Here is a 12,097-nt window from a genome sequence, read left to right on the forward strand (position 1 = left end):
GCGATGGCGCAGGAGCAGACCAAACGTGGCGGGAGCGGCGACGACGACGATGACGCCGTTGACACCACGGCCGCGGGTCAGGAGCGTCGCGAGAAACTCACCGAGAAAACCGACGATCTGATCGACGACATCGAAGCCCTCCTTGAAACAAACGCGGAGGACTTCGTCAAGGCGTACGTCCAAAAGGGCGGACAGTGACCTGGCCTTTTCCCGATCGCCTGTCCACTAGCTCGGCTCTACCCGGATTCTCCACGGTAAATACGTCTTCATTCGCTGACCTGTTGCGCCGCCAGTCGCCGGAATTGCTCCCGGCAAGCCTGGGCGGCAGCGGTGGCCAATCCGGTGGTGATGCCTCGCAGCTGCCGCACGGGACCACGATCGTCGCCCTGAAATACCCCGGCGGTGTCCTACTCGCCGGCGACCGGCGTTCCACGCAGGGCAACATGATCGCCGGTCGCGACGTGAAGAAGGTGTACATCACCGACGACTACACCGCCACCGGCATCGCCGGCACGGCCGCGATCGCCGTCGAGTTCGCCCGCCTCTACGCGGTGGAGCTCGAGCACTACGAGAAGCTGGAAGGCGTTCCGCTCACCTTCGCCGGCAAGGTCAACCGGCTGGCGATCATGGTGCGCGGCAACCTGGCCGCCGCGATGCAGGGGCTGGTGGCCCTGCCGTTGTTGGCGGGCTACGACATCCACGCACCCGATCCGGAAAGCGCTGGCCGCATAGTCTCGTTCGACGCGGCGGGCGGCTGGAACATCGAGGAAGAGGGCTACCAGTCGGTGGGGTCGGGGTCGATCTTCGCCAAGTCTTCGATAAAGAAGTTGTATGCCCAAGTCACCGATCGTGATTCCGCCCTGCGGGTAGCCGTGGAGGCGCTGTACGACGCCGCCGACGACGATTCGGCCACCGGTGGACCGGATCTGGTTCGCGGCATCTACCCCACGGCGGTCGCCATCGGCGCCGAAGGGGCGGCCGACGTGCCCGAGAGCCGCATCGCCGAATTGGCTCGGGAGGTCATCCAAAGCCGCTCGCGCGCAGATACTTTCGGCCCAGATGGCGGTGAGAAGTGAGTTTCCCGTATTTCATCTCGCCTGAGCAGGCGATGCGTGAGCGCAGCGAGCTCGCGCGCAAAGGCATCGCGCGGGGCCGCAGCGTCGTGGCGCTGGCCTACGCCGGGGGCGTGTTGTTCGTCGCGGAGAACCCGTCGCGGTCCCTGCAGAAGATCAGCGAACTCTACGACCGCGTCGGCTTTGCGGCCGCGGGCAAGTTCAACGAATTCGACAATCTGCGTCGCGGCGGCATCCAGTTCGCCGACACCCGCGGCTACGCCTACGACCGTCGCGACGTCACCGGGCGGCAGCTGGCCAACGTCTACGCGCAAACGCTCGGCACTATCTTCACCGAGCAGGCCAAGCCGTACGAGGTCGAGTTGTGCGTCGCCGAGGTTGCGCACTACGGCGAGACGAAACCACCTGAGCTGTACCGGATCACCTACGACGGGTCGATCAACGACGAGCCGCATTTCGTGGTGATGGGCGGCACCACCGAGCCGATCGCCACCGCGCTCAAGGAGTCCTACGCCGAAAACGCCGACCTGCACGACGCGGTGCATATCGCGGTGGACGCGCTGCGGGCCGGGAGCGCCAACGGCAGCGACGAACCCAGCCTGGATGTGGCCAGCCTGGAGGTCGCCATTCTGGACACCAGCCGGCCGCGGCGCGCGTTCCGGCGGATCGGCCGATCCACCCTGGAAAACCTCCTGCAGGAGACGGATGCCCACGGCTCGGATTCCGATTCGGAGCCGTCGGATTCCGAAGGCGAATCGTCGGATTAGACGCGCGGGGCGCGGCTTCTTCACCGGCGTGGTTGGACAACCAGTACCCTCGATTATGTGCAGCGACGAATTATGGGCATCGAGACCGAGTTCGGTGTCACCTGCACATTCCACGGCCATCGGCGGCTGAGCCCGGACGAGGTAGCCCGCTACCTTTTCCGCCGGGTGGTGTCATGGGGTCGCAGCTCCAATGTTTTTCTGCGTAACGGCGCCCGTCTGTACCTCGACGTCGGCAGCCACCCCGAGTACGCCACCGCGGAGTGCGACAGCCTGGTGCAACTGGTCACCCACGACCGGGCCGGGGAATGGGTGCTGGAAGACCTCCTGGTAGACGCCGAGCAGCGGCTTGCTGACGAAGGCATCGGCGGCGATATCTACCTGTTCAAGAACAACACCGACTCGGCGGGCAACTCCTACGGCTGTCACGAGAATTACCTGATCGTGCGGGCCGGCGAGTTCTCCCGGATCTCCGACGTGCTGCTGCCATTTCTGGTCACCCGGCAGTTGATCTGCGGGGCCGGCAAGGTGCTGCAGACTCCCAAGGCGGCGACCTTCTGCCTCTCTCAACGTGCTGAGCACATCTGGGAAGGCGTTTCGTCGGCCACCACCCGTAGTCGTCCGATCATCAACACTCGCGACGAGCCGCACGCCGATGCCGAGAAATACCGCCGGCTGCACGTCATCGTCGGCGACTCCAACATGTGCGAGACCACCACGATGCTCAAGGTGGGTAGCGCGGCGCTCGTGTTGGAGATGATCGAAGCCGGTGTGCCGTTCCGCGACTTCTCGTTGGACAACCCCATCCGCGCCATCCGCGAGGTCAGCCACGACGTCACCGGCCGCCGGCCGGTGCGGCTGGCCGGCGGCCGTCAGGCCAGCGCGCTGGATATCCAGCGCGAGTACTACAGCCGCGCCGTCGAGCATCTGCAGACCCGGGAGCCCAACGCGCAGATCGAGCAGGTCGTCGACCTGTGGGGCCGGCAGCTCGACGCCGTCGAAAGCCAGGACTTCGCCAAGGTCGACACAGAGATCGACTGGGTGATCAAGCGCAAGCTGTTCCAGCGCTACCAGGACCGCTACAACATGGAGCTGGCCGACGCGAAGATCGCCCAGCTGGATCTGGCGTATCACGACATCAAGCGCGGCCGCGGTGTCTTCGACCTGCTGCAGCGCAAGGGCCTGGCGACGCGGTTGACCACCGACGAGGACATCGCCGAGGCCGTCGACAACCCGCCCCAGACCACCCGGGCCAGGCTGCGCGGCGAATTCATCAGCGCTGCCCAGGCGGCGGGCCGCGACTTCACCGTTGACTGGGTCCACCTCAAACTCAACGATCAGGCGCAGCGCACCGTGCTGTGCAAGGACCCGTTCCGGGCGGTCGACGAGAGGGTCAAACGGCTGATCGCCAGCATGTAGGCGCGAATCGTCTGTCGCGCTGAAGTTTTAAAAGCCACCCGCGGTGACGAAGCGGTGTGGCCTGTCGCTTGCCAGTGGCAAACTCGATAGTCCGGTTGCATCGCCATTGGGAGGTTAGTGAATGGTGGATCGATGACCCCCGGAGCGAACTATCAGGTCAGTCGCGCTGACTGGGCCGATGTGTGTCCGGATCACTGTGACAATCCATGAGCAACTGCTGGCCGCGGTCGGTGGTGAGCGGCAACTAGGAGCAGGAGACCGGCTGTGCCGGGCCTGCGTGAACATACTCGGGGTCGATGGCGCGGCGATCTCGCTGGTCTTCGATGGTGCCAACGCCGCAACGCTGGGGTCGAGCGGACTGCTGGCGCGGGCCTACGACGAGCTGCAGTTCACCCTGGGTGAGGGGCCGTGCCTGGAATCGGTGGCCCTTCGGGCTCCTGTCCTGGTAGTCGACCTGGCCGACCCCCACGACGTGCGGTGGCCGGCCTATGGGGCCGCGATGCTGGCCCACCAGATCCGGGCGGTGTACGCGATGCCGGTTCTGGTTGCCGGCGAATACGTGGGGGCACTAGATCTGTTTCGTGCCCAGCCGGGTCCGTTGGGCGCCGAACAAATGGCCGGTGCGGTGGCGGCCGCCGAGTTGGCAGCCATCCCGGTACTCGATCTGATGAATTCGGACCTGCAGGCCGCCGTGTCCGATCCCAGCAGTAACGCCTGGGCCGAACTGAATACCCTGTCGCGCGCCGAGGTCAGCCAGGCCACCGGCATGCTCATCGCGCAGCTCGACATCGACGCCGCAGCGGCCCTCGTCCGGCTGCGGGCACACGCGTATGCCACTGACCGCAGCGCCATCGATGTCGCGCGCGACATTCTGGACCGTCAGCTGATGCTGGAGGATGATTGATGTGGTCATCATGTGCAGTGGCGGCGCCCGTTGGCGCGGCACGCGGGGACATCCGAGAAGGAGCCGAAGATGACCGACATTGCCCGCGAGACCAGAGTTTTGGACGCTGTCGTCACGCTCGTCGATAGCCTCCTGGACGACTTTGATGTGGTCGATCTATTGACCGACCTCACCGAACGCTGCGCAGAGCTACTCGATGTTGCCGCCGCCGGGATCCTGCTCGCCGATCCGTTGCAGAACCTGCATCTGTTGGCGGCGACTTCGGAGAATGCGCGCGATTTGGAGCTTTTCCAGCTGCAGGCAGACGAAGGACCCTGTCTGGACTGTTATGCCAGCGGACAACCGGTTTCGGTGGCGGATTTAGCCGCAGATTCGGCGCGTTGGCCTCGGTTCGTTCCGGCGGCTGTTGAGGGAGGCTTCGCCTCGGTGCATGCGGTGCCGATGCGAGCGGCCGGAATCGTGTTGGGAGCCTTGGGCTTATTCGGTACACATTCGGGCGAACTCAATGATGCCGACCTGCTGGTCGGACAAAGCCTGGCGCACATCGCGTCTGTAGCGATCGTGCAGGAACACGCCCCAACTTCCGCTGCGGTGGCGCCACGGCTACGCAATGCGCTAATCGCCCGCGTGGTGATTGAGCAGGCCAAGGGCTTCGTACGCGAAAGACTGGACGTGCCGGTGGAAGATGCGTTCACATTGCTACGTCGTTACGCGCGGTCAAACGACGATCACCTGACGGACGTCGCGCGACGGCTGATCGCTCAGCCCGAGTCTCGTCCGGCAATACTCGCGGCGATGGCGGCGATGAATCCCTCGCCGTCGTAAACACTTTCAGTAATAGTTGAGTGTCAGGAGGAATTGTGGCGGGCGCGGGCGCGCCGCACAGATATCTCGACCAGTCGCTCGGCGACCAGATGCAGTTTGACGTTCTCGTCCTGGCTGATCTTCATCAGCCGAGCGAAGGCCTCCTCGGCGTCGACTCCAGATCGGCCGCGAATGATTCCGATCGCCTGATCGATGACCGACCGGTTAGTCAGCGCCTGCTGCAACCGCTCGGCCCGATGCTGGGCCGCCATCAGCAATCGCGCGTTGTGCACCGCAACAGCCGCGGGCCCCGCGAACTTGGTACCCAGCGTCACCGCGTGCTCGGCGAATGCGTCCAGGGTGTATGCGTAGGCGTTGATGACGCCGATCACCTGCTCGCGAAGGACGAGCGGCAGGGATAACGCCGAATTCACGCCCAGGCGCACAACCGCGCTGCCGAAGCGCGGCCACCGACTGTCATCACTGACCGATCCACTGACGCAAGGACGTGCCGAGCGCAGGGAAGTAATGCACGGCCCCTCCTCGTGGAGCTCGTACTGAAGTGTGTCGATCTTGCGGACGAACTCGTCAGTCACGGCCCACGACTGGATACGCAGTGGCACCACGGACGGGTGCGCCACGGTCACACCGGCACCGTCGGCGCCCGGGATCGCGTGGGCCGCGAATTCGGCTATCTGGGTGAGCGACTCGTCCACCGTCAGCGCGTCCACCACGATCGCGGCCAATCCGCTCAGCCCAGTCTGCAAGTCCTCTTCGTCGGCGTCATGCTGTGCCTGCGTGAGCTCGGGATCCGGCGGGAAAATTCGGCCGGGCTGGCTGTCGTACTCAGCCAACGCCACACCCCTTTCTAGGTTTCGCTGATGACCTGCTTACCACTCGACCGCAGCGCCGGTCAGTGTCCTCGGTAATGACATCGGGTTTCCTGCGCCCGAGTTAATGAAACTCCACTGCACCCCTAAGCTGCTATGCGTGGCGACCTCGAAAGTCGAACGGCTGGTAAACCTCGTCATCGCTCTACTGTCCACCCGCGGCTACGTCACCGCTGAAAAGATCAGAACAAGCGTGGCGGGTTATTCGGAAAGTCCCAGTGCTGAGGCCTTTTCCCGGATGTTCGAACGCGACAAGAACGAGCTGCGCGACCTCGGGATCCCCCTCGAGGTCGGCCGGGTGTCGGCGCTGGACCCCACCGAGGGCTACCGCATCAACCGGGACGCGTACTCGCTGCCACCGGTCGAACTGACCGCGGACGAAGCGGCCGCAGTCGCCGTCGCCACGCAGCTATGGGAATCACCCGAACTGATCACCGCGACTCAGGGCGCATTGCTCAAGCTGCGTGCGGCCGGGGTGGACGTCGACCCCTTCGATGACGGGGCCCCGGTGGCCATCGCCTCCCCGGAGGGAGTCCCGGGTCTGCGTGGGTCGGAGGGTATTCTCGGAATCCTGTTGTCCGCCATCGATTCCCGGCAGGCGGTGCAGTTCCCGCACCGGCCGTCACGAGCCGAGCCCTACACCACGCGCACGGTCGAGCCGTGGGGCGTGGTCACCGAGAAAGGTCGCTGGTATCTCGTCGGCCACGACCGCGACCGCGACGCCACCCGTACCTTCCGGCTTTCCCGCATCGGTGACGAGGTCGCGCCCGTCGGCCCGGCCGGCGCGGTCACGATCCCCGACGGCGTCGACCTGCGCAAGATCGTCGCTGAAACGGTCGCCGAGACGCCGACCGGCGGGCAGGCCCTGGTGTGGGTCGCCGACGGACGGGTCACCGCGTTGCGCCGCGCCGGGCGATCCACCGGTGCCCGGCAGCTGGGCGGTCGCGAGGGCGAGGTGATCGAGCTCGACATCAGTGCCACCGACCGGCTGGCGCGCGAAATCGCCGGATATGGGGCCGACGCCGTCGTACTCGAGCCGCAGACGCTGCGCGAGGACGTGCTGGCCCGGTTGCGCGCCCACGCGGAGGCGTCGGCATGACTCCCGTATCCACCCGGCTGGTCCGGCTGCTCAACATGGTGCCGTATTTCCAGGCCAACCCGCGGATCACCCGCGCCGAGGCGGCCGCGAAGCTGGGGGTGTCCGCCAAACAGCTCGAAGAGGACCTCAACCAGCTGTGGATGTGCGGCCTTCCCGGCTACTTCCCGGGTGATCTGATCGACTTCGAGTTCTCCGGCGACACCATCGAGGTGACGTTTTCGGCGGGCATCGACCGGCCGCTCAAGCTCACCTCGCCCGAAGCCACCGGCCTACTGGTGGCGCTGCGGGCGCTGGCGGACATTCCGGGCGTGGTCGATCCGGAGGCGGCGCGCAGCGCGATCGCCAAGATCGCCGCCGCGGCCGGCGCCATTGGGCACGACGCCACGAGTTCGGTGACGGCAATCGACGAGCCGGCGCCCATCGAGAACCGCGCCGCGGCCGCGGTACGCACCGCCGTGCAGTACAAACACGCACTGGCCATCGACTATTACTCCGCCTCACACGACGCCCTGACCAGCCGGATCGTCGACCCCATCCGGGTGCTGCTGATTGGCGGCCACAGCTACCTGGAGGCCTGGTCCCGCGAAGCCGAAGGCGTTCGGCTGTTCCGATTCGACCGGATCGTCGAGGCCACCGAGCTGGGCGAGCCGGCTGCCCCACCCCAACCAGCCCTGCAGGCGCCCCCGGACACATCGCTGTTCGACGGCGATCCGTCACTGCCGTCGGCCAAGTTACGGGTGTCTGCCTCGGCGTCGTGGATGTTCGAGTACTACCCGATGCGCGACGTACGCGAGTTGCCGGATGGATCCTGTGAGGCGGTCATGACGTATGCCTCCGAGGATTGGATGACGCGTCTGGTGCTGGGATTCGGGTCGGACGTGCGGGTGGTCGAACCGCAGTCACTTGCGGCGCGGGTACGCGATGCCGCCGCGGCGGCCCTGGAGTCCTACCAGGCGGTGACGTCCTGAGCCCACGGCGCGGGGACACCGGCAGTCGACTGTGCTGCGGTAGCATCGGGTGGACGTCTGGAGGTAATGAAAGTGGGCAGTCTTAGTCCCTGGCACTGGGCGATCCTCGCGGTCGTCGTGATTCTGCTGTTCGGTGCCAAGAAGCTCCCGGATGCAGCGCGCTCGCTGGGCAAGTCGATGCGCATCTTCAAGTCCGAGCTGCGTGAGATGCAGACGGAAGGCAAGTCGGAAGCGCCTTCCCTGGAAACCCCTGCTGCGACCCCACAGCCGGTGCAGTCGCAGCGGGTCGACCCGTCGGCGGCCACCGAGCAGGGCCACACCGAAGCGCGCCCCGCTTAGCCGGGCATGGGTCGCGGTGCGCGAGCGCCACTGACCGAGCGTCGTGAAAGCATTCAAGACTTCAGCGCGCACTGCTGCCTTGCTGAAGCGCCTCAACCCGCGCCATAGGCGCAGTCGGGTCAATCCCGACGCGACGATGTCGCTGGTCGACCACCTCACCGAGCTGCGCACCCGGTTGCTGATCGCGCTGGGCGCGATCATGGTCACCACGATTCTGGGATTCGTCTGGTACGGGCATCCGCTGTTCGGGGTGGAGAGCCTCGGCGAGTGGCTGCGCCATCCCTACTGTTCGCTGCCGCAGTCGGCGCGCGCGGACATCAGCGCCGACGGGCAGTGCCGGTTGCTGGCCACCGCGCCGTTCGACCAGTTCATGCTGCGGCTCAAGGTCGGGATGACGGCCGGGATCGTGATGGCCTGTCCGGTCTGGTTTTACGAGCTGTGGGCGTTCATCACGCCCGGGCTGTATCAGAAGGAACGCCGCTTCGCGATCGGGTTCGTGATCCCCGCGGCCGTGCTGTTCATCGGCGGTTCGGTGTTGGCGTACTTCGTGCTGTCCAAGGCGCTGGGCTTTTTGTTGACCGTCGGCAGCGACGTGCAGGTGACGGCGCTGTCCGGCGACCGCTATTTCGGCTTCCTGATCAATCTGCTGGTGGTGTTCGGCGTCAGCTTCGAATTCCCGTTGCTGATCGTCATGCTCAACATGACGGGCATGCTGACCTATCAACGGCTCAAGTCGTGGCGGCGCGGCCTGATCTTCGCGATGTTCGTGTTCGCGGCGGTGTTCACGCCCGGCTCCGACCCGTTTTCGATGACGGCACTGGGCATCGCGTTGTCCGTGTTGCAAGAGGGGGCCATTCAGATCGCCCGCATCCACGACAAGCGAAAAGCCAAGCGCGAAGCCCGAACCACGATCCCCGACGACGAAGCGTCGGTCATCGAGCCGGCTTCGCCGATCCCCGAGCAGGCACCCGAGCCGTCGTTCGTCGCGGGCCAACATGACGACGTCACGTAGATGACCGCACCTGGCGGCGGCGTGGCCGAGTTGACCGAGCTGCCTCGGTTCACCGCCGAACTGCCTTTTTCGCTCGACGACTTTCAGCGGCGGGGGTGTGCGGCCCTCGAGCGTGGCCACGGTGTGCTGGTCTGCGCGCCGACGGGTGCCGGCAAGACGGTGGTCGGCGAATTCGCCGTGCATCTGGCGCTGGCGGCGGGCGGTAAGTGTTTCTACACCACGCCGCTCAAGGCGCTGAGCAACCAGAAGCACACCGACCTGACGGCGCGCTACGGCCGCGACCGGATCGGCCTGTTGACCGGCGACGTGTCGGTCAACGCCGATGCGCCCGTGGTGGTCATGACCACCGAAGTGCTGCGCAACATGCTCTACGCGGATTCACCTGCGCTGCAGGGACTGTCGCATGTAGTGATGGACGAGGTGCACTTCCTTGCCGACCGGATGCGGGGTCCGGTGTGGGAGGAGGTGATCCTGCATCTGCCTGACGAGGTGCGGCTGGTCAGCCTGTCGGCGACGGTGAGCAACGCCGAGGAGTTCGGTGGCTGGATCCAGACGGTGCGCGGCGACACGACGGTAGTGGTCGACGAACACCGGCCGGTGCCGCTGTGGCAACACGTGCTGGTCGGTAAGCGTCTGCTGGATCTCTTCGACTACGAGAACCAGAAACCGGCCGCCGATCGTCATCCGCGCGTCAATCCCGAACTGGTGCGCCACATCGCGCACCGCCGCGAGGCCGACCGGATGAGCGACTGGCAGCCCCGCCGGCAAGGGGGAAGAGGGGGCGGGGGGCGGCCGGCCCGGCCACGCTTCTACCGGCCGCCGGCGCGGCCGGATGTGATCGCGTCGCTGGACTCCGAAGGGCTGTTGCCGGCGATCACCTTCGTGTTCTCGCGGGCCGGTTGCGACGCCGCGGTCCAGCAGTGCCTGCGCTCGCCGCTGCGGCTCACCAGCGAGGAGGAACGCGCCCAGATCGCCGAGGTGATCGACCACCGATGCGGAGATCTCGCGGAAGGCGACCTCGCGGTGCTCGGCTACTACGAGTGGCGGGAAGGGCTGCTGCGCGGGTTGGCGGCCCACCACGCCGGGATGCTGCCGGCCTTCCGGCACACGGTCGAGGAGCTGTTCACCGCCGGCCTGGTCAGGGCGGTGTTCGCCACCGAGACCTTGGCGTTGGGCATCAACATGCCGGCCCGCACGGTGGTGCTCGAGCGGCTGGTGAAGTTCAACGGCGAGGCCCACGTGCCGCTGACGGCGGGGGAGTACACGCAGCTGACCGGGCGGGCCGGCCGACGCGGCATCGATGTCGAGGGTCACGCGGTGGTGCTCTGGCATCCCGGCGAGGAGACCTCGGAACCGTCGGCGGTGGCCGGGCTGGCGTCCACCCGGACGTTCCCGCTGCGCAGCTCGTTTACGCCGTCGTACAACATGACCATCAACCTGGTGCAGCACATGGGCCCGGAGCAGGCGCATCAGCTGCTGGAGCAGTCGTTCGCTCAGTATCAGGCCGACCGCTCCGTCGTCGGATTGGTGCGCGGTATCGACCGGGGCAAGCGGATGGCCGACGAGATCGCCACCGAACTGGGCGGGGCCGAGGCGCCGATCCTGGAATACGCCCGGATGCGCGCACGGATTTCGGAGATGGAACGCGCGCAGTCCCGGGCGTCTCGGCTGCACCGACGGCAGGCGGCCAACGAGGCGCTGGCCGGACTGCGCCGCGGCGACATCATCACCATCAGCCACGGCCGGCACAACGGGCTGGCGGTGGTGCTGGAGTCGGCGCGCGAAGGCGATGATCCCCGGCCGCTGGTGCTCACCGAACACCGTTGGGCGGGGCGGATTTCGTCGGCCGACTATTCGGGTGCTTCGGCGCCGGCCGGATCGATGTCGTTGCCCAAGCGGGTCGAGCACCGCCAGCCGAGGGTGCGGCGCGATCTGGCCTCGGCGCTGCGGTCGGCCGCCGCCGGGCTGGCCGCTTCGTCGGGCCGTCGCGGCGCGGATCCCGACGGGAGCTTCCACGATCCGGAGCTGGCGTCGTTGCGGGAAGCGTTGCGTCGGCACCCCGCACACAACAGCGCCGGCGTCGAGTCCCAGATGCGTGAGGCCGAGCGGTACCTGCGCCTCGAACGGGACAACGCGCAGCTGGAAAAGAAGGTCGCCGCGGCCACCAACTCGCTGGCCCGCACCTTCGACCGGATCGTCGGGCTGCTCACCGAGCGCGAGTACATCCAGGGCTCCGCCACGGATCCCCGAGTCACCGACGGCGGCCGGTTGTTGGCCCGGATCTATAGCGAGAGCGACCTGTTGGTCGCCGAATGCCTGCGCACCGGCGCGTGGGCGGACTTGAAGTCGGCCGAGTTGGCCGCGGTGGTCTCCTCGGTGCTCTACGAGACTCGCGGCGCCGACGGCCCCGGCGCCCCTTTTGCCGCCGAGGCGCCCACGCCGCGTTTGCGGCAGGCCCTGCATCAGACAGCAAAGCTGTCGTTCGCGCTGCGCGCCGACGAGCAGACGCACCGCATCGCCCCGAGCCGCGAACCCGACGACGGCTTTGTCAACGTCATCTACCAATGGGCCCGGACCGGCGATCTGGCCGCCTCGCTGGCCGCGGCCGACGCGACCGGCAACGGTTCGCCGTTACTGGCCGGAGATTTCGTACGGTGGTGCCGCCAGGTGCTCGACCTGTTGGACCAAGTTCGCAATGCCGCGCCGGATCCTGAAGTGCGGGCCACAGCAAAGCGCGCTATCACCGACGTTCGGCGCGGCGTCGTCGCGGTTGACGCCGGGTAGGCTGGGCGCGAGCTACCGTTACATGGCCAGGACACAAGGCG

General features: G+C 66.6%; 12 protein-coding genes. 11 read left to right on the forward strand and 1 reads right to left on the reverse strand.

Annotation, left to right across the window (positions count from 1 at the left end):
* Positions 1-3 precede the first annotated feature (3 nt).
* The 6 genes from ACTXG5_RS17415 (at position 4) to ACTXG5_RS17440 (ending at position 4,985) form a co-directional block, all read left to right on the forward strand.
* Positions 4-198, forward strand: coding sequence for a ubiquitin-like protein Pup (locus ACTXG5_RS17415; RefSeq protein WP_445159977.1), 195 nt, complete (start codon positions 4-6; stop codon positions 196-198).
* Positions 195-1,076, forward strand: coding sequence for a proteasome subunit beta (gene prcB, locus ACTXG5_RS17420; RefSeq protein ID WP_445159978.1), 882 nt, complete (start codon positions 195-197; stop codon positions 1,074-1,076). The genes ACTXG5_RS17415 and prcB overlap by 4 nt, the downstream gene beginning before the upstream one ends.
* The gene (prcA, locus tag ACTXG5_RS17425) at positions 1,073-1,840 is read left to right on the forward strand and encodes a proteasome subunit alpha (RefSeq protein WP_445159979.1); all 768 of its coding nucleotides are present in this window, start codon (positions 1,073-1,075) and stop codon (positions 1,838-1,840) included. The genes prcB and prcA overlap by 4 nt, the downstream gene beginning before the upstream one ends.
* A gap of 57 nt (positions 1,841-1,897) precedes the next feature.
* Positions 1,898-3,256 carry a Pup--protein ligase gene (gene pafA, locus ACTXG5_RS17430; protein WP_445159980.1) on the forward strand — a complete coding sequence of 453 codons (1,359 nt, stop codon included), beginning with the start codon at positions 1,898-1,900 and terminating at the stop codon, positions 3,254-3,256.
* A 196-nt stretch (positions 3,257-3,452) separates the two neighbouring features.
* Positions 3,453-4,160 carry a GAF domain-containing protein gene (locus ACTXG5_RS17435; RefSeq protein WP_445159981.1) on the forward strand — a complete coding sequence of 236 codons (708 nt, stop codon included), beginning with the start codon at positions 3,453-3,455 and terminating at the stop codon, positions 4,158-4,160.
* A 69-nt stretch (positions 4,161-4,229) separates the two neighbouring features.
* Entirely contained in the window at positions 4,230-4,985 is a 756-nt protein-coding gene (locus ACTXG5_RS17440; protein WP_445159982.1) for a GAF and ANTAR domain-containing protein, read from the forward strand.
* 23 nt (positions 4,986-5,008) lie between these two features.
* On the opposite strand, the gene ACTXG5_RS17445 is transcribed toward ACTXG5_RS17440, so the two are convergent.
* Complete coding sequence (locus tag ACTXG5_RS17445; RefSeq protein WP_445159983.1) at positions 5,009-5,824, reverse strand: GAF and ANTAR domain-containing protein; 816 nt, start codon at positions 5,822-5,824, stop codon at positions 5,009-5,011.
* 130 nt (positions 5,825-5,954) lie between these two features.
* Between ACTXG5_RS17445 and ACTXG5_RS17450 the strand changes: the two genes are divergently transcribed.
* The 5 genes from ACTXG5_RS17450 to ACTXG5_RS17470 all read left to right on the forward strand — a co-directional run bounded on the left by ACTXG5_RS17450 (position 5,955) and on the right by ACTXG5_RS17470 (position 12,056).
* Positions 5,955-6,953, forward strand: a complete 999-nt coding sequence (locus ACTXG5_RS17450; RefSeq protein WP_445159984.1) for a helix-turn-helix transcriptional regulator — start codon at positions 5,955-5,957, stop codon at positions 6,951-6,953.
* Entirely contained in the window at positions 6,950-7,921 is a 972-nt protein-coding gene (locus tag ACTXG5_RS17455; RefSeq protein WP_445159985.1) for a helix-turn-helix transcriptional regulator, read from the forward strand. Before ACTXG5_RS17450 ends, ACTXG5_RS17455 begins: the two co-directional genes overlap by 4 nt.
* Before the next feature lie 72 nt (positions 7,922-7,993).
* Positions 7,994-8,260 (forward strand): Sec-independent protein translocase subunit TatA, encoded by a 267-nt coding sequence (gene tatA, locus ACTXG5_RS17460; RefSeq protein ID WP_445159986.1) that lies wholly within the window; start codon positions 7,994-7,996, stop codon positions 8,258-8,260.
* Positions 8,261-8,303: 43 nt separating this feature from the next.
* Complete coding sequence (gene tatC / locus ACTXG5_RS17465) at positions 8,304-9,272, forward strand: twin-arginine translocase subunit TatC (RefSeq protein ID WP_445159987.1); 969 nt, start codon at positions 8,304-8,306, stop codon at positions 9,270-9,272.
* A gap of 21 nt (positions 9,273-9,293) precedes the next feature.
* Positions 9,294-12,056 (forward strand): DEAD/DEAH box helicase, encoded by a 2,763-nt coding sequence (locus ACTXG5_RS17470; protein ID WP_445164475.1) that lies wholly within the window; start codon positions 9,294-9,296, stop codon positions 12,054-12,056.
* Positions 12,057-12,097 lie beyond the last annotated feature (41 nt).

It is taken from the genome of Mycobacterium sp. Dal123C01, assembly GCF_052566995.1.

What these genes read in the sequence shown, in the direction of transcription:
- ACTXG5_RS17455 (WP_445159985.1), top strand. Translation starts at nt 6,950, where the DNA reads ATGACTCCCGTATCCACCCGGCTGGTCCGGCTGCTCAACATGGTGCCG.
- ACTXG5_RS17440 (WP_445159982.1), top strand. Translation starts at nt 4,230, where the DNA reads ATGACCGACATTGCCCGCGAGACCAGAGTTTTGGACGCTGTCGTCACG.
- ACTXG5_RS17415 (WP_445159977.1), top strand. Translation starts at nt 4, where the DNA reads ATGGCGCAGGAGCAGACCAAACGTGGCGGGAGCGGCGACGACGACGAT.